This window comes from Segatella intestinalis, assembly GCF_029348455.1.
Lineage (GTDB): Bacteria > Bacteroidota > Bacteroidia > Bacteroidales > Bacteroidaceae > Prevotella.
The window spans coordinates 97,636-115,440 of record NZ_JARJVV010000002.1; the positions used below are offsets into that span (position 1 = coordinate 97,636).

General features: G+C 48.2%; 11 protein-coding genes. 3 read left to right on the forward strand and 8 right to left on the reverse strand.

Annotated elements, in window-relative coordinates:
• Nucleotides 1-105: 105 nt before the first annotated feature.
• From P3T48_RS01525 to P3T48_RS01550, 6 genes are all read right to left on the reverse strand, one after another.
• Nucleotides 106-948 (reverse strand): DUF4886 domain-containing protein, encoded by an 843-nt coding sequence (locus P3T48_RS01525; protein ID WP_443217153.1) that lies wholly within the window; start codon nt 946-948, stop codon nt 106-108.
• 17 nt (nt 949-965) lie between these two features.
• Nucleotides 966-3,254 (reverse strand): beta-glucosidase BglX, encoded by a 2,289-nt coding sequence (bglX, locus tag P3T48_RS01530; RefSeq protein ID WP_276505357.1) that lies wholly within the window; start codon nt 3,252-3,254, stop codon nt 966-968.
• A 14-nt stretch (nt 3,255-3,268) separates the two neighbouring features.
• Nucleotides 3,269-4,702 carry a glucoamylase family protein gene (locus tag P3T48_RS01535; protein ID WP_276505358.1) on the reverse strand — a complete coding sequence of 478 codons (1,434 nt, stop codon included), beginning with the start codon at nt 4,700-4,702 and terminating at the stop codon, nt 3,269-3,271.
• On the reverse strand, nt 4,699-5,553 hold the full coding sequence (locus tag P3T48_RS01540; RefSeq protein ID WP_276505359.1) for an endonuclease/exonuclease/phosphatase family protein: 855 nt from the start codon (nt 5,551-5,553) through the stop codon (nt 4,699-4,701). The genes P3T48_RS01535 and P3T48_RS01540 overlap by 4 nt, the downstream gene beginning before the upstream one ends.
• Before the next feature lie 150 nt (nt 5,554-5,703).
• Entirely contained in the window at nt 5,704-7,170 is a 1,467-nt protein-coding gene (locus P3T48_RS01545) for a RagB/SusD family nutrient uptake outer membrane protein (protein ID WP_276505360.1), read from the reverse strand.
• 30 nt (nt 7,171-7,200) lie between these two features.
• Nucleotides 7,201-10,221 carry a SusC/RagA family TonB-linked outer membrane protein gene (locus P3T48_RS01550; RefSeq protein WP_276505361.1) on the reverse strand — a complete coding sequence of 1,007 codons (3,021 nt, stop codon included), beginning with the start codon at nt 10,219-10,221 and terminating at the stop codon, nt 7,201-7,203.
• Nucleotides 10,222-10,555: 334 nt separating this feature from the next.
• On the opposite strand from P3T48_RS01550, the gene P3T48_RS01555 reads away from it, so the two are divergent.
• Nucleotides 10,556-13,303 (forward strand): helix-turn-helix and ligand-binding sensor domain-containing protein, encoded by a 2,748-nt coding sequence (locus P3T48_RS01555; protein ID WP_276505362.1) that lies wholly within the window; start codon nt 10,556-10,558, stop codon nt 13,301-13,303.
• A gap of 11 nt (nt 13,304-13,314) precedes the next feature.
• Here the strand turns inward: P3T48_RS01555 and P3T48_RS01560 are convergent, their stop codons facing one another.
• The gene (locus P3T48_RS01560) at nt 13,315-14,304 is read right to left on the reverse strand and encodes a YqiA/YcfP family alpha/beta fold hydrolase (protein ID WP_276505363.1); all 990 of its coding nucleotides are present in this window, start codon (nt 14,302-14,304) and stop codon (nt 13,315-13,317) included.
• A 174-nt stretch (nt 14,305-14,478) separates the two neighbouring features.
• Between P3T48_RS01560 and P3T48_RS01565 the strand changes: the two genes are divergently transcribed.
• Both P3T48_RS01565 and xpt read left to right on the forward strand, forming a co-directional pair.
• On the forward strand, nt 14,479-15,783 hold the full coding sequence (locus P3T48_RS01565; RefSeq protein WP_276505364.1) for a nucleobase:cation symporter-2 family protein: 1,305 nt from the start codon (nt 14,479-14,481) through the stop codon (nt 15,781-15,783).
• A gap of 43 nt (nt 15,784-15,826) precedes the next feature.
• Nucleotides 15,827-16,393: a xanthine phosphoribosyltransferase gene (gene xpt / locus P3T48_RS01570; RefSeq protein WP_022252325.1), complete on the forward strand. Its 567-nt coding sequence runs from the start codon at nt 15,827-15,829 to the stop codon at nt 16,391-16,393.
• A gap of 197 nt (nt 16,394-16,590) precedes the next feature.
• On the opposite strand, the gene P3T48_RS01575 is transcribed toward xpt, so the two are convergent.
• On the reverse strand, nt 16,591-17,784 hold the full coding sequence (locus P3T48_RS01575; protein ID WP_276505365.1) for an SGNH/GDSL hydrolase family protein: 1,194 nt from the start codon (nt 17,782-17,784) through the stop codon (nt 16,591-16,593).
• Nucleotides 17,785-17,805: the final 21 nt, after the last annotated feature.

Sequence of the window (17,805 nt, forward strand, 5' to 3'; positions counted from 1 at the left end):
AAAACGTCCCGATGCAGGATTTCCTTGCGTCGGGACGTTTTTTTGTTACGATGGATATCTTGTTAAAAACCTACAAACTTAGTTTGTTGTTCGCCTTTTCCTCTCTTACTTGATCTGCGTAATCACGAAAGGATGTTTTACGGCAGCATGGGCAGCTTTCTGTGCGATGCTCTTCTGTTGCAGTGTTATTCCTTCGGGTGCATAGCTGTTTCCTACAACCGACTTCTTGAAGATAGCCTCAAACCAAGTACAGGCAGCAGTGTATCTTCCGTACACCAACTGCAGATGGTAGCCGTCACGGTTCAGGTTGTCGCCCAAGCTCGATGTGCGGGCATTCTGTATAGCTGTTCCTGCCGGCACCAAGATGTCGATAGGTGCATCCTTGAGAGCCTGTTTGGCTGCGCCTAAGATGGAAGAGAACATGGTGGCCTGACTGTTGCCATACTTGCGGAAGCCGTCATGGTTGGAAGTCTGAGCGTAAGCCCATGTCTGATGGAAGATAATCTTAGCCTTGGGTGCTTTTTGTTTCACATAGGCAATCAGTTCGTTGAGATAGGGCTGGTATGTGTAGTAGACTCCAGAGAAATGGCTTGCCTGCTGTACGCTCACATAGTCCCAGTCTTCCTCGCTCAAGGCTTCGCTCACCTGCTTGTTGGGTGTCTCCACCATCTTGCCGTCTATTCCTGTCTTTCTGTATCTATATGCCTTCAGGTCGCCTTTTACGCATTGCATGTGTCTTTCGAGCGAGCATCCGGGGATATATAGATTGGCCACTATGGTCTGTATGCCTTCGGCATCAGCCAACTCGTGCAGGTTCTGCTCAATGGCATCTTCAGAGAAGCTGTTGCCTATGGCGAGAATCTTTACCGTATTCTCGGCATGGACCTTTGGAAAAGCCCATGCCAAGAGGAATGTCAATATAAGCCAGATATTTTTCATATTTTTCATATTCCGTGTATAAGTCGTTATTTCAATGTGAAGGTGAGGGTCTGTACATCCTTGCTGTTAGGACCTACCATTACCTCGAACTCACCAGGCTCGTTCTTGTATTCCAACTCCTGGTTGTAGAACTTCAGGTCTTCAGGGGTGATGGTGAAGGTGACGGTCTTGGTCTCTCCCTTCTTGATAGAGATGCGTTCGAAGCCTTTCAGTTCCTTCACTGGGCGAGAAACGCTGGCAGCTAAGTCGCGTATGTACATCTGAGCTATTTCGTCAGCATCGTAATTTCCCGTATTGGTGATGTCTACGCTTACACTGATCGTCTCGTTGTTGGTCATTGTGTTGCTTGAGAGCGTAGGCTTGCCATATTTGAAGGTGGTGTACGACAGACCATAACCGAATGGGTACAGTGGGTCGTTGTCTATATCGAGGTAGTTGCTGGTAAACTTAGTGAACCATTTACCCTCTTTCAGTGGCCGTCCCGTATTCAGATGGTTGTAGTAGAGAGGTATCTGACCTACACTCTTAGGCATGGTGGCAGTCAGTTTTCCGCTTGGCACCTTGTCACCGAAGAGAACGTCACAGATGGCATCGCCCGATTCGCAACCACCAAACCAAACGTTGAGGATGGCTGGGAAATTCTCCTGTTCCCATGTCATGACTGTGGCACGGCCCGAGAAGTTGACGAGTACGATAGGCTTGCCCGTCTTCTTCAGGGCTATGAGCAAGTCTTTCTGTGCGTCGGGCATCTCGAGATTGGTGCGGCTGCTGCATTCGCCACTCATCTCTGACGACTCGCCCACAGCAGCAACGATGATGTCGGCTTGCTGAGCCACGTCGAGTGCTTCCTTCAGCATTTCCTCGTTGCTTCGGCTGTCGCGCATCTCTCTGCCAAACATGGTGGCATCAGCTTCGCGCTTGGCATCATACATCAGGTTGGAGCCCTTGGCATAGAGAACCTCTGCCTTTCCTTCCAGTGCCTTCTTCATAGAACCGAGGATGGTCTTGTTGTCATCGAGACGAGCCACAACGCTCCATGTACCCGACATGTTCTTGGAATTGTCTGCCAACGGACCTATAAGGGCAATCTTACCCTTGCGCTGCAAAGGCAACAGATTGCCTTCGTTCTTGAGCAGCACGAAAGTCTTGGCAGCTATCTCGCGTGAGAAGGCTCTGTTCTGTGGAGTGTAGATTTCCTTCTTGGCGCGTTTCACGTTGCAGTATTTGTATGGGTCGTCGAAGAGTCCCAACTTGTATTTGGCTTCCAGGATGCGGCGGCATGCTGTATTGACGGTTTCCATCGTAACCTTGCCCTCATTGATAGACTTCTCTATAGTGCCTAAGAATCCGTCAGCCACCATGTCCATATCGGTACCTGCATTGAGTGCCATGGCTGAAACCTGCTGCAGGTCGCCCAGTCCGTGGGCTGTCATTTCCAGGATGGCAGTATAGTCGGTTACCACCATACCCTTGAAGCCCCACATCTTGCGCAGCACATCGGTAAGCAACCATTTGTTGCCTGTTGCGGGAACGCCGTCCACCACATTGAATGAGGTCATCACGCTCAGAGCGCCGGCGTCAACAGCAGCCTTGTAGGGAGGCATATAGTAATTGAACATGCGCCAGTGGCTCATGTCCACTGTGTTGTAGTCGCGTCCTGCTTCTGCACCGCCATAGAGTGCAAAGTGCTTCACGCAAGCCATCACGGTGTTGGGAGCTGCCAGATTCTGTCCCTGATAACCCTCTACCATGGCTTTGGCGATGCAAGAACCGAGGTATGGGTCCTCACCGCTTCCTTCTGCCATACGTCCCCATCGTGGGTCGCGGCAGATATCGAGCATAGGACTGAAAGTCCAGTTGATACCATCTGCCGAACATTCTTGTGCGGCTATCTTGGCTGTACGCTTGATGGCTTCCATATCCCATGAGCATGAGAGCGAGAAGGGGATAGGGAATACGGTCTCGTAACCATGTATCACGTCCATACCGAAGAGCAGTGGGATGTGCAGGCGGCTCTGTTCTACGGCAATCTTCTGTACTTCTTTGATTTTCTCAACACCTTTCAGGTTGAAGAGTCCGCCTACTTCGCCACGCTTGATTTTGCTTGCCACGTCGCTGCTTTTTGCCTGGCCGGTAACGATATCTCCTGTAACAGGAAGGTTCAACTGACCGAGTTTTTCTTTCAGCGTCATTTTATTCATCAGGTTATCGATGAAGGTGTTCATCTTAGCCTCATCGCTTTGGGCCTGTGCCATGGTGGGGCAGAGGCTTGCTGCCAGCAGGGTAAATGCTGCAAGAATGTTTTTTGTCTTCATATGTCTAAGTCTGTTTAATTGTTCTTGAATCCGAGTTTCTCGAGTCCCTGTTGTATCTCAGGGCAGCTCATGAAGAGTCGCCAGAGCAGTCCCGAGCGATGATTCTCTATCATAGGGGTGATGGTCAGCTGGTCTATGGCAAGATAGCGGGGTACTGTCCAGTGGGCAGTTTCCGAGAAGGCATCATAGAAACCATATTTGCCCCAAATCCAGTTGCCCTTGTTCCAGAAATACTTCAGGGCTGCCATCGACTCTGTTGGTGTGTAAGGGAATGATGATAGGGCTGCGGTAGGTGTGATGACTCCCAGATCGTTGTTGGGTGCATGGGCAGAATATCCGTTTACCGAATAGCTTGCTGTCAGTCCCCAACAGTCTTTGCCGTAGCCTTTGTATCCCTTCGGGTTTCGCACGCAGTATTCGTAGTCGCTGAGGGCATGGTTTCTTACCACATTCCAGTAGTTGGCATACGTGTCGCTCAGGTTCTTGGGGTTGAGGCAGATATAGGAATACTGTGCCCAGAACAGCGGACCGCCGGTCTGTTCGGCGCCATTGTGCTTCAGTTCGAGCGGATAGCCGTAAGGCTTGGCATTGCTCTTGATGCCTCCGCTCCTTGCCCATCCCTTGTGATAGCACTCTGCAGGGATAGAATGGGTGGGTGAGGAAGCTCCCAAGATATAGGTGATGAGGCATTCGTTGTAGCCTTCGAGTGGGAAGTTCATATCCCATCCATAGTTGGGCGACCAGTGCCAGTACAGCACGTCCTGTCCGCCACGGCGGTACCAGTCGAACTCCATCTCTTTCCACAGCTTGTCAATATTGCTTGCCAAGAGTTTCTCCTGTTCGTTGCCATTCTCGAAATACTGGCGTACGCACAGCAGACTTGCCATGAGGAACGAACTTTCTACGAGGTCGCCACCATCATCTTTCTGTCCGAAAGGAACGGTCTTTCCTGTATTGCCGTCTATCCAGTGCGACCAAACACCATGGAATCGGTCGGCTTTTCCTAAGAAATCTACTATCTTCGTAAGGCGCTGCACACCCTCGGTACGGCTGATGTAACCTCTGTCTATACCTGCCAGCAGGCCGGCTATGCCAAATCCGCTTCCTCCGGTAGTCACCACATGCTTGTCGTTCTGTGGATAGATACCATCGAGGTGAATGCGCTCGGGTGCCAGCCCGGAGTTGGGGTTGGCTCCATCCCACATATAATTAAGGTGGGTCTTCTCAATGTAGTCGAGCATTTCCTCATCGTTGGCAAATGAGGTGGGCCTCTCTAAGGGCTGGTCATGCTCGTCGGTAACTATACCAGTTAGCTCATATTCGTTAACCACAGGGATGTAATAGTCGCTCACCTGTCCCTTGACAACCTTGACGGAGTCCTGGCTGGCGAAACATGGAGCGGCTATTACCAGCATCCATGTGGCGAATGATAGCTTGGTAAAATTCATTTTGTATATTCTAAGTTGACGAATACTGCATTGTGGTCGGACAGATAAACCTTGTCGGGCTTATCACCGATAACTCTGTAGCGAGTAGCTTTCAGCTGGTTGCTGATAAAGATATGGTCGATAATGCTTCGCTCGTTGAGTGGCAGTCTGCCGTAGTCGTGCCATGTCCAGTCTGGACCATAAACGATGGCAGCCTTGTTGCGGGCATTTTCCATTTTGTTGGCTCTCAGTATGGCCGAAGGTTCTTCCTCATCGGTACAGTTAAAGTCGCCGGTGATGATGGCAGGCATGTTCTTAGCTACTTTCTTCATCATGGAAAGGATGAGCTTGATGCCTTCCTTGCGTGCTATCTTACCGTCGTTGTCGAGGTGGGTGTTGAAGTATACCACCTGCTTGCCAGTTTTTTTGTCTTTCAGTATCGCCCAGGTACAAACACGGTTGTAAGAAGCGTCCCAGCCCTTCTTTCCGAACTGTTCTGGTGTCTCGCTCAAGGCAAAGTCGCCATGCTTTACCATACTGAATTTGTGCTTGTTATAGAAGATTGGGCTGTGTTCGCCCTGATGTTTTCCGTCATCTCGTCCTACACCGATGCCCTCGTACATGCCATTGAGAGCAGCCTTGAGGTCTGCCATCTGGTTGGGGCATACTTCCTGCATGCCCAAGAGGTCGGGCTGATAATAGGTGAGCATCTTTGCCACCTCGCCTTTACGGTTGTCCCAACGGTTTTCATTGTCTACCGAGGCGTCCAAACGTATGTTGAACGACATGACGCTGATTTGTGCTTTGGCTTGCGATGTAAAGCCTGCAACGAAGAGAGAAAGTAAGAAGAGAGTTTTTCTGAAGATATGCATAGTTGTGTGTATAGAGTATATGAAAAGTGAGTAGTGAATAGTGATAAAGAGTTGTCGGAAGATTCATGAACCAGCCTTCTGTAACGAAGGACTGGCTCATGAAATCGAAATAGAGCTTATGAATTATTCAATATGAATGACGTTTTCTCGTTATTCGTCGATAGGATCCTTCAGAAGGTCAGGAGTTGCTGTTACCTGATTGAAAGGTAGTGGGATAAGAGCCTTCTCCTTAGACCAACCTACAAGTTCAGTGGCAGCCTTGCCTGTGCGTACGAGGTCGTTGTAACGCTCACCCCATTCGCAGCAGAGCTCCATGCGGCGCTCGTCAATAATCTGGTCGAAGGTAACATTAGTAAGCTCAGGCATGTGAGCACGACGGCGAACTTCATTGAAAGGACCATCTCCATTCTTACCAAGTTTAACCTTTGCTTCTGCATTCATCAGCAGGACATCTGCATAGCGAAGTACTCGGATGTTGTTGTTTGTGCCATACTTTGTACGTCCAGGAGTGAGCTGAGTGGTTGGTGTATAAGCCTTGCCGTTCCAGCAATCGGTCTTTGTAGGATTGTCCTGAGGCTTGATGTAGTCACCATCGGGGGTGGTTGAGCCAGCCAATAAGAACGATGTGGTTGCACGAATGGTCTCGCCACGGCCATAAGCCCAGTCACGGAACGATTTCAAGATACCGCAGTCGCCCCATCCTGAGATGTTGCTGCCTGAGTTGTTTGGACCTTGACAACCAAACCATTGGTCGGGGTCTATCAACTCGCCTGAGCCGTTGCCGAAGTCTGTACACTGGCTTTCGAAAATAGATTCGTCACATAGTTTTCCAGGAATTTTCCACAACTGATAGTAGTCTGGATAGAGATGGAAGTTACCATGTGCGATGATGTCATCGGTCAGCTCCTCCACCTTCTGGTAGTTGCCCTGATTGAGATAAATCTTAGCAGCTAATGTGGCAGCAGTGAATGCAGTTACAGCACCCTTGTGCTCGCTTTGGTTAGGACGGATGCGAGGCATGTTGTCCATGCCATATTGCAAATCCTCCAAAGCATACTTATAAACAGCCTCTGTGGTAGAACGTCTCAGATCGCTTTGGTTGTTATCACGCAGAATAGTGCAAGTTCCGAATGCCTGAATGAGGCGGAAGTAAGCGTAAGCACGCATGAACTTTACCTCACCAATGTAGGCACGGTTGGCCTTTTGTTGAGCTTCTGTGGTGCAGTGCTGAGCATAGCCCTCAAGAGCCTCAATGGCTGAGTTGGCGCTCTTGATGATGTTATAATACTGCATCCATATTTCGTTGAAGCCCCAGAAAGAGTCGTTATACTTATACTCTGATAAGTTGTAATAGTCGCTACCATTCCACTGACCGCTGAACACATCCTGATCACGAATGGTTGTAATCTCCCATATTACCCAGTGCAGAGCACTATTACGGAAGCGGGCATACATACCAGATGCGGGCTGATACATATTGTCTAAGTTGGCATAGTCGACCTGTGTGTCAGGAACCTTGCCTTCCGGCGTCTTGTCAAGATAGTCGCTGCATGACGAAACTGCGCCCATCATGAGGGCAGCTGCCGCTAATATGATTGTATTTTTGATAATTTTCATAATGTAGCAAATTTTAATTGAGGTTGATCTTTAGAAATTGATTTTCACGTTGAACGTGTAGGTAGAAGTCAGAGGATATACTTCGGTATCCCATCCCTCTGGATCGGTCAATTCTGGTGAGAAGGTGTTTGCCTTGAATGTAGTGAATGGACGATCGGCCGTCATGCTGAGACGGACAGATGGCAATGTGTATGTTCCGAACTTCAAGTTCTTGAAGGTGTAACCCAATGTAATGTTCTGGATGCGGAAGTAGTCAGCGCTCTCAACAAAGTAAGAACTGTACTTCTGGTCGCTCACGTTCCATGTGCGAAGCAGTGCCGCAGCAGATGGAGCAGAGTTGGTAGAGCCTGGACCTGTCCAACGCTTCTCATACTGATCCTTATCAAAGTTGTAGTTCTGTGAAGCATAACGTAGAGCACGCTTGCGGTTGAACATCTGTGCGCCAGTCTGTCCGTAAGTTGTCAATTCGAAATCAAAGTTCTTCCACTCTAATCCAAGGTTGATACCATAAGTGAAGTTTGGAATATATGAACCCAATGTGGTTCGGTCATTACCATCGAGCACACCATCATGGTTCAGGTCTGCATACTTTAAATCACCAGGTTGGCAACCATTGGCTTTGCCTATAGGGTCAGCATCAACCTCTTCCTGTGTCTGGTAAACGCCAATCATCTTGAATCCGTAGAATGAATTCATCTCCTTGCCTACGATATTCACGGTCTTTCCGCCTCTGATGATACTATGACCACTAAGCTCCTTTACGCGGTTGCGAAGAGTTGACATATTGACACCAACACGATATTTGAGGTCCTTGCCGATTCTGTCGTTCCAGTTGAGAGTGATATCAAAGCCTTGGTTCAAAATCTTACCATAGTTGCCAGCCAATGTCTGTGTGCTGAAAGGCAACAATGGAGAAATCACAGCATTGTTGGTCATACGGTGGAAATAGTCGATATCAACGTTCAAACGATTGTCGAGAGCAATGAGGTTGAAACCAGCATTCCACTCCTCTACAACCTCCCACTTCAGCCAACTGAAGTAGTTTGAGTTCTCATAACCAGGAATAGTGGTGTTACCAAATACACCAGAGAATTTGTTACCTGTGCTTATAGAGTTGAAACCATCAGAAGCTGCGATGTGGTCGTTACCAAGCTTACCCCAGCTTGCACGAAGTTTCAGCATGTCGAGCCATTTCTGGTCTTTCAGGAAGTTTTCCTGTGAGATAACCCAGGCTCCACCGATTGATGGGAAGTAACCCCATTTCTCCTGATATTTTGAAGAACCGTCAGCACGCATGGTGAAGACGAGCATATACTTGTCATCGTAGTTGTAGTTGAGACGTGTGAAGTAAGACAGACCGCGGTAGCAATAGCCGTCGTCGCCTACTGTGGCTCCAGTAGCGTCACCGTTCTTAATGTACCAGTATTCATCCTCGCCATCGGGTACGTTGCTGGCAGAACCATTGAGATTACGCCATTGTTCCTCACGCATGGACATACCAACCATGGCACCTACCTTGTGCTTGCCAAACTGATCGTTGTAAGTCAATGTATTATCCCAGATGCGGTTGTAATATTTGTTCTCGCTCTTACTCAATTTGGTTGTTGTTGACTGCTGCCAGCTGCTCACATAGTAAGCAGGTGTAAACTCGCGACCTTGTGTTGAGAGGAAACTGTAAGAATAGTTACTGCGCAGGTTCAACTTGTTAGGAATAAAGTCTATCTGTGCATAGAAATTGGTCAGTGCCTGATAGCTTTCGTTCTTAGAGTCGTAATACTCAGCAAAAGCAATTGGGTTGTAGAAGTTGGAAGAGTAGCCTAATACGTCGGGTGAACCATACTTGTTCGGGAAGGCCTTGTCATTGTTTTTATCATACAGAGCCACAATAGGAGGACAGTTAAATGCCTTCTGCCAAGCGGCATTGTTTGGCACTTGCTGCTCTGACTGACTGAATACACCATTGAAGCCCACCTTCAACCAGTTGGTTGCGTTATAGTCTACAGCAGCACGGAAGTTGAGGCGCTTATAGTTGTTGTCAACATCCATGATACCATCTTGGTAGAGGTAACTGCCACCCAAAGAATAAGTGGTTTTGTCTGAACCGCCGGCAATGCTTAGGCTGTGGTTGGTGATGAGGGCTGTGCGAAGCATCTGATCATACCAATCGTTGTCGGTGTTGTAAGTCCAGTTGTGGAAATCTGGATCTGAATAGCTACCACCATAGTTGTCGATACTCTTCTTGAAATGAGAAACATAAGCATCGTAGTTACCTTCAAGCATCATAGTAGCATATTCCTTAGCGTTACACAGTTCCAATACGTTGGAGGCTTTCTGGAAACCTACATAGCCGTCGTATGTAATCTGTGCTTTCTGATTCTTAGCACCCTTCTTTGTAGTGATAAGCACCACGCCATTTGCTGCACGCACACCATAGATGGCAGCAGCCGAAGCGTCCTTAAGAATGGTGAAGTCCTGAATGTCGTCGTTGTTAAGGAACGTGATGTCGTCATAGAACATTCCGTCAACAACATAAAGAGGTGAAGAGTTCTTGAAAGAACCAGCACCACGAATGCGAACGGTAGGTGCGCTACCAGGTGCACCTGAACTTACAACGTTCACACCAGCCACCTTACCCTGAAGGGCTGTCATAGGCGATGCTGAAGGAACAGACTGGATGTCGGCTGCCTTAACCACGGTGATAGGTGAGGTGAGGTCCTTGGCCTTTGCAGAACCGTAACCGATGACAACTACGTCGTTGAGGTTCTGGAAATCATCCTTCAATGTGACATTGAGGTTGCCTGAAGCCTTGAGGGTAACAGGCTGCATACCCACATAAGAAATGTTGATAGATGCGTTAGGATTAACTTCCTGGATGGTGAAGTTACCGTCTATGTCCGTAACGGTAGCTTGCTTTGTACCGAGTACTTTGACAGTGGCGCCAATGACTGGTTCGCCAGAACTATCCAAGACAGTACCTTTGACAGCCTGAGCTTGGGCAAATGCCAGCTGGGCTACAAAAGCGCAAATGAATAATAATAGGTTCTTTTTCATGTTTTTTTGTTTTAAGATAATTGTTAATTCAAAACTGCAGTGCAAAGTAAATACTTTTTAAAGGTTTGGGCAAATTTGTTGCCACGATATAACTACGATGCGCTTTCTTGGCACTACGATTTTACTACGATGCCAATTTCTAAATGTTTGGAAAAGAGAAAGATAGGGAAACAACAAAATTTTGCCTTTTTTCTTTGGTAGATGGTATAAATTTATTAATTTTGCAAATACATAACCACAAACCCGTCTAAATCAAAGAATGAAAAAGCAGTTTTTATGGCTTGTCATGTTAATCTTTTGTCTATGTCCAATGATGACAAAGGCACAGATTTTTATGCCTATTATCTCATACTATAACTCGTTCACTTATCATTATGGCATGCAGAACTGGTGCTGTACGCAGGATGATAGGGGCATTATGTACTTTGCCAACAATAATGGTGTGCTCAGTTTTGATGGCTATTCGTGGCGCACCATAGCCTTGCCCAGCAAGGGATTGGTGCGATCAATTCTTGCTGATGGCGACCGTATCTATGTCGGCTCTTATACCGACTTCGGTTATTTTGTGCGTGATGAATGGGGTAAGATGGTGTATCATTCTCTTTGGCCCAAAAAATATCAGTCGCATAATGACGAGATATGGAATATCGTGAAGGGTGCTGATGGACATATTTACTTCCAGTCATTCTGCTCTTATTTCGTTTACGATGGCAAGAAAGTTACACCTTATTATATAAAGGAGCATCTGCCGCTCTGGTTTTTCCAAACAGGCGGTCAGCTCTATGCTCAATTGATTTCCGACGGATTGTGCCGGGTCAGCAAGACGTATTACCCCCCCATTCTACATCGTAGAGACTATGGCAACGATCATGTGATGGGCTTGCACCAGTTGGGCAAGAGTCTTTTCTTGTTGGCCACCAACCAGAATGGACTCTTCCTATACGACGGACAGCAGGTGAAGCCTGTTCGTACTGATGTCGATGCTTTGCTCCGACAAGCCTTGATCAACCGTACTGTCATGCTCAATAAGCATACCTTGGTGGTGGGAACCATCAAGAGTGGAATCTTTGCCATCGACCTCAATACCAATAAGGTGTTGTGGCACTACAGCAAGGCTAACGGACTGGGAAACAATACCGTGCTCAACCTCCTGGTGGACAGAACGGGCAACTTATGGGCAGCCTTGGACAATGGCATCGCCCTTATCCATACGGGTTTGCCCCTCTCGGTGATGAGACTCGAGGGCATCGGTATGGTCTACGATATAGCCACATTGGGAAGCGATATGTATATTGCCACCAACCAGTCGGTGTGGCGATATGACATGAAGGAACACAATATAGTTCCAGTGAATGGCTGCGAAGGACAAAACTGGTATGTATCTCAGTTTGACAACCAGGTGTTTGCCGGCAACAATTTAGGCACAAAGGCCCTTGTGGGCAATCAGTCTTTCGACCTTTTAAACGATAATCAGGGCAGTACTATGATGCGTGAGTATCAGCATTATGGTCAGCATGCATTGATAGAGTCTTCCTACAACAGTTTCCGCATTTATTTACGCGATGGCGACAAATGGCGCTATGGTTGGACGGTGAAAGGCTTCGGTGCTCCTATCAGAGAGATAGAAATAGACAACCAGGGTGTCATCTGGGCAGCCCACATGAGCAAAGGTCTCTATCGACTGGAACTTTCCAGGGATATGAGGCGATTCGAAAGGGTGAACTTCTATTCTTCGCTGCCCAATAGCAAGGGTGATGCATTCCATGTGATGACCATCATGGGACGTGTGGTCTTCTCGTATGGTGGCCGTCTCTTTACTTACGATGATATACGCAAGCAGATATTGCCCTATTATGGTTGCGGCAGGTTGAGCGACATGGGCATCGTGTCGTCTGCCTTCTTTGATAAGAAAACCTTCTGGTTGCTCAATAGCGATGGCTATTGGCTCATGCATTCGGGCAGTAAGGAGAACCTGCCTGTGTTCTTTATCTCCAACTCTTCGTTTGGGCAGGAGTGCAACATCTATGGACATTCGATGTATGCTTCGGGTCGTGCCACCTATTTCTTCCTCAACGATGGTATAGGCAGATATTTGGGCACAGGTGCTGAAATGGGAAAGAAGCCCGCCTGCTATCAGGCTTCATTCAGCGAGGTGACGACAAAGGACCGTGATAATGTGGCGCATCAGCTGCCTGTGGTCAGCGATGGCAAGGTGAAGGCATGGGGTAACATTCGGCTTAGGGTGTCGTTCCCCAACTACGATAACGACAAGCTGCTGTTCTGCTATACGCTGAAGGGTGGAGGCAATACGCTTACCGAGTCTTCCTATTCGCCAGAGATCGTGTACAGCAACTTCGGCTTTGGAGATTATGAACTGACGGTGGTGGTCAAAAACCTCAAGGGCGACATCATAGGCAAGCCTCTTGTCTATTGTTTCTCTTTCCCCGCACCTTTCCTGCTCTCATGGTGGGCGTGGCTGATGTATCTGTTGCTGCTTTCAGCTTTGGTGTATGGCTATACCCGCTGGCGCACCAACAAGATTATTCGTCGCAATAAGAAGATTGCCGAAAAAGAGTTGATGGAGCAGAAGATGAAATCGTTGGAACAGGAACGCATCATTGCCGAACAGCAGAAGCAACTCTTGGAGAACGAACTCGCCCTTAAGGGAAAGGACGTGGCAAGCATGGCTTTCGATATGGTGGCGATGAACAACTCCATCAGTGAGGCGAAGGAAACTTTGCTTGAAGGCATGCGCAAGGGAACCATCACCACCAAGAATGCCAGCAAACTGTTGTTGCAGATGAAGAGTGGCGACAACGACTTGTTCTGGAATACGTTCCAAAACAACTTCGACCTGATACACAAGAAGTTCTTCCGCAGTCTGCGTGAGAAATATCCCGACCTCACGTCGAACGACCTGAAAGTGTGTGCCCTCTTGCGCCTGAACCTGAATACGAAGGATATTGCCAACTTCACTCACCTTACCATCCGTGGTGTGGAAGGTGCAAGATACCGACTCAGAAAGAAGTTGGGCATTCCTACCGACAAGTCGCTCACCGATTTCCTCATCGAGTTCGAATAAGGAGAGGATCTTTATTGTCCTCCCAAGCGCTCGAAGAAGGTGATGATTTCCTCAAAAGTCTTGAATTCATCGCTGCCATACTCGATGGCTGTGCCCATGAAGCCCTTGTCGGGACAGGGGTCGATGAAGTAGTCGCCATAGAGCAATGCCTTCTGGTTGCAGAAAATGACGTGGTTGTAGGCTGGGGCAGATAGGTACTCCTCTACCCAGGTTATGACACGAGCCATATAGTCATGGTCGTTGGTGGGTGCCTGTGCCACAATGTACACATTATAATATTCTATCAGCATCTCATAGGCCTTGTGCATTGAGCTGGTGGCTTTCCAGTAACTGTCGTGCAGGGCATCGAAGTCGATATACACGATGGGGCGTTCCTTTCCGTTCTGTTTGTCGTCTATCCATCGGATGACGGGTGCGAGATAATGGAATGCCACCTTGTCTATCAGCCGATGCTCACCATGGAAGCGGATGGCTTGTGGATAATGCTCGTGGAAGAGGTCGAAGGTATGAACCACAGGGTCTTTGTCGCCAAAGAGTCCGTAGACACGGTTTCGTTCCTCGGGTGTTACATTCTGAAAGCACAGGGCGGTAATGTCCTTGTACTCCTTGATGAGTCCCTTGTTCACCATCAGCTCCTGCACTCCGTCCTTGCGCGGGTTCTGAAACTCCTGTTTTCCCGTCATACTGCTCATGGTGTTGCCCATCTCGAAAGCAGGGTTTACCAAGATGCGGTCGGTGCCATGGAGCATCTCAGTGAACATACCACCCATGGAGGTGCCTACAATCAGGTCGGGTTTCTCCCTCTGCTGCATATCCCGCAGCATCTCTATGGCTTCTTCGGCATGCACGGGAATGTCCTCAGCCACGAGTGTGGCATTAGGCATCAACTCCTGCAACATCTTTACCGTGCCGCTCTGTCCCGAGGAGAGGAAGCCGTGCACATACATGATTTTCTTGCCCTGCATCAGGTCAGGGAACTGCTTGATGTATTGATTTTCCATTGCTTGTTGTTTTATCCGGAATGATGATGCAAAAGTACAGTTATTTGCAGTGAAAACAAAATTATTGATGCATATTTTTTCTCCTGTTGTTCAAATAATGCGATGAAAGGGGTGTATTTCTCGGATTTTATTTGTACTTTTGCCGCATCTTTCTGAAATTATATATATGTGACAATGGAACAGTCAATAGAAAATCTCTACAAGCTCGACGGCAGAGTGCCCGTCGCCAAAGCACTTCCTTTCGGTCTTCAGCATGTGCTGGCCATGTTTGTGAGCAACATTGCTCCTATTATGATTCTTGCCGGAGCCGTAGGCTTGGACAGTTCAGTGAGCGCCGTGCTTATCCAAAACTGTATGGTCATAGCCGGTATCGGTACGTTGGTACAGCTTTATCCCGTTTGGTGTATTGGCTCGCGCCTGCCTATCGTGATGGGTATTTCCTTCACCTTCCTTTCTCTGGCCATTGCCATTGCCGGTTCTCAGGGCATGGGAACCCTCATTGGTGCGGTTATCATTGGTGGATTGATAGAGGGAACGCTTGGACTCTTTGCCAAGTATTGGATTAAACTCATTCCGCCCGTTGTGGCTGCTACGGTGGTTACCGCCATTGGTTTCTCCCTACTTCCTGTAGGTGCCAACTCGTTTGCTGGAGGACAGGGTGCTGCAGATTTCGGCAGTGTGAACAACTGGATTGTTGGAAGTGTCACCTTATTGGCCTGTCTGCTCTGCCAGATTTTTGCCAAGGGTTTCCTCCGTTCGCTGTCTGTTCTTATGGGTCTGATCGTAGGCTACATTCTTGCCTGCTTCATGGGTATGGTCAATTTCAGCGGACTCACCGGTCTCTCGCTCGTTGCCTTGCCCCAGCTTCTGCCTTTCACTCCCGAGTTTCATATCGGTGCCATCCTCTCGGTGGTAGCCGTCTATCTTGTGTCAGCCACAGAGACGATAGGTGATACTTCTGCCCTTTGCAACAGTGCGCTGAAGCGCAATCCTCAGACCAAGGAGATGGGCTCTGCCGTTTGCTGCGATGGTTTCGTCAGCACGGTGTCTGGTCTCTTCGGTTGTACTCCTATCACCTCGTTCAGTCAGAATGTGGGATTGGCAGCCATGTCGGGTGTGGTCAACCGTTTCACCATTGCCATGGGAGCCTTGATAATGATTATCGGTGGCGTGTTCCCTGCCATAGGCTATGTGCTCACCACCATTCCTCAGGCTGTTTTGGGCGGTTGCACCATTATGATGTTTGGTAGCATCCTCTTTGCCGGTTTCGGTATGATGGCGCGTACGGGTTTCTCACAGCGCAACATGGTGATCGTGAGCCTTTCGCTTAGTGTAGGCCTTGGCTTCACCCAGGCTACAGGCATGTTCAACATCTTCCCTGAGATTGTCCGCACGGTGTTTGCCGACAACTGCGTGGCTGTGGTCTTCCTGCTTGCTGTGGTTCTCAACCTCGTGTTGCCAAAGGATCTGGAACAATAAAAAGAGAATTATTTGCTAATATTACTATAAAATTCTATTCATAATGGATTTGCTGAAAGAAAGAATTATGCAGGAAGGCAGATGTTTTCCTGGTGGAATCTTAAAAGTAGACAGTTTCGTAAATCACCAGATGGATCCTATCTTGATGATGGATTTGGCGAAGGAGTTTGTTCGTCTGTTCCAGGACATTAAGTACAACAAGATCATTACCATTGAGGCATCGGGTATCGCTCCTGCCATCATGGTAGGTTATCTGACCCATCTTCCTGTGGTCTTCGTCAAGAAGAAACAGCCCAAGACGATGGAGGGTATGATTACTTCTGTGGTTCACTCTTTCACCAAGGACCGCGACTATACGGTTTGTGTGAGCGACAGCTATCTTACTCCCGACGACCATGTCATCTTTATCGACGACTTCCTCGCCAATGGCAATGCTTCCAAGGGCGTGATGGAACTCTGCGAAAAGGCTGGCGCCAAGATAGAGGCGATGGGCTTCATCATTGAGAAAGCCTTCCAGCATGGTGGCGACTTCCTGCGCCGTGAGGGAATGCGCTATGAGGCGCTCGCTACGGTTGAGAGCCTGGAAGACTGCAAGATTGTATTGAAGTAAGGGGTTATTTTTTGGAGTTATTTCATGGAGTTAAGGAGTTAAGGAGTTAAAGGAGTTAAGACAAATGCCTTATTGTTTGAAGGCTAAGCAAAAAAGCTGTTGTCTTAACTCCTCAGCGACCGCAGGGAGCGATAACTCCTTTAACTCCTTAACTCCTCCAAACCTCAAGTGCCTTAACTCCTTTAACTCCTCCAAATCTATTTGACTATTTCTGCCGCATAGATTCCCATTACCTTATATCCTGCGGCGTTGGGATGCAGCCAGTCGCTGCATACATATTCCTTCTTCATTCTGTGCTCATCGGCAGAATCTTGCATCAGTTTGGCAAAGTCGAGCACGCCATCCACCTTTTTCTCCTTGCCCTGACTGCGTATCCAGTCGTTCACGTATTGTCGGCAAGCCTCGTGGAAATAAGTGTAATAGCTTGCACCCTTGAAAGGCGTGATGGTGGCAAGATACACCTTCATGCGCTTGGCCTTTGCCTTCTTGATCATGTTCTGATAACTCTCTATCAGCAGTCGCGCTGTTGTCTCGCTGTTTCCGCTCTTAGTGTTTCCTATATCGTTGACACCTTCGAAGATAATCACCTTCTTCACACCGCATTGTCCCAGGATGTCGCGGTCGTATCGGTCTTTGGCCAATGTCCCTATTCCTCCGGGCACTACCACCTGATTGGATCCGATACCTAAGTTGAGTACGCCCTGATTGGTAATCTTATGTTTCAGGTGCAGCATCTCGCTCATGATGTCGGGCCATCGGTTCTGTGCATTGTCGGTTGTTCCGCGACCATCGGTTATTGAGTTTCCTATGATGGCAATGGCGCTCAGGTTGTTTTTCATCGTGTACACATCAATGCCAGCGATAGTGTACCAGTGGTTCACGCGTTGTGCTTTTTTGAAATTGGAGTGAGCATTGGTGACACCTTTCATGATATAGGAGGTGGTGCGGGAGCCAGGGTGCATGGTAGGCTTGGCTGGCGATGAGGTGTAGTTGATGGTAATGGCAACGCGCTCCAAAGGTCTGAGGTTGAACTTCAGTGGGTCGCTCTCTATCGCCTTGCCAGCAGGAATTACAGTCTTGTACTTGCCGTGAAACTTCAGGTACTCAGCGCTCTTGGCGTCTACGCCAAATGAGTCTTTGGCATGGGCGATATAGACCGAACGTATCATCACGGGTTCAGAACTGTAGATGTTGCTCAGTTTCAGTCGTATCACCTCGCCGCCCAATGATACCTTCACCACTTGTCTGATGGAGTGGGGCGTATTGCTGTATAACACTTTGCTCTTCACGGCAGCTTGTGGAGCTGTAGCCCAGGTTCCTACCCATGTCTGTGCCGTGGCATTCATGATGAATGCACACAGAAAGCATAATAATGCGAATGTTTTCTTCATAATATTTCTCTCTTTTCTTTT

What these genes read in the sequence shown, in the direction of transcription:
- P3T48_RS01565 (WP_276505364.1), top strand. Translation starts at nt 14,479, where the DNA reads ATGGAACAGTCAATAGAAAATCTCTACAAGCTCGACGGCAGAGTGCCC.
- P3T48_RS01545 (WP_276505360.1), bottom strand. Translation starts at nt 7,170, where the DNA reads ATGAAAATTATCAAAAATACAATCATATTAGCGGCAGCTGCCCTCATG.
- P3T48_RS01560 (WP_276505363.1), bottom strand. Translation starts at nt 14,304, where the DNA reads ATGGAAAATCAATACATCAAGCAGTTCCCTGACCTGATGCAGGGCAAG.
- bglX (WP_276505357.1), bottom strand. Translation starts at nt 3,254, where the DNA reads ATGAAGACAAAAAACATTCTTGCAGCATTTACCCTGCTGGCAGCAAGC.
- P3T48_RS01575 (WP_276505365.1), bottom strand. Translation starts at nt 17,784, where the DNA reads ATGAAGAAAACATTCGCATTATTATGCTTTCTGTGTGCATTCATCATG.
- P3T48_RS01540 (WP_276505359.1), bottom strand. Translation starts at nt 5,553, where the DNA reads ATGCATATCTTCAGAAAAACTCTCTTCTTACTTTCTCTCTTCGTTGCA.
- P3T48_RS01555 (WP_276505362.1), top strand. Translation starts at nt 10,556, where the DNA reads ATGCCTATTATCTCATACTATAACTCGTTCACTTATCATTATGGCATG.
- P3T48_RS01525 (WP_443217153.1), bottom strand. Translation starts at nt 948, where the DNA reads ATGAAAAATATGAAAAATATCTGGCTTATATTGACATTCCTCTTGGCA.
- xpt (WP_022252325.1), top strand. Translation starts at nt 15,827, where the DNA reads ATGGATTTGCTGAAAGAAAGAATTATGCAGGAAGGCAGATGTTTTCCT.
- P3T48_RS01535 (WP_276505358.1), bottom strand. Translation starts at nt 4,702, where the DNA reads ATGAATTTTACCAAGCTATCATTCGCCACATGGATGCTGGTAATAGCC.
- P3T48_RS01550 (WP_276505361.1), bottom strand. Translation starts at nt 10,221, where the DNA reads ATGAAAAAGAACCTATTATTATTCATTTGCGCTTTTGTAGCCCAGCTG.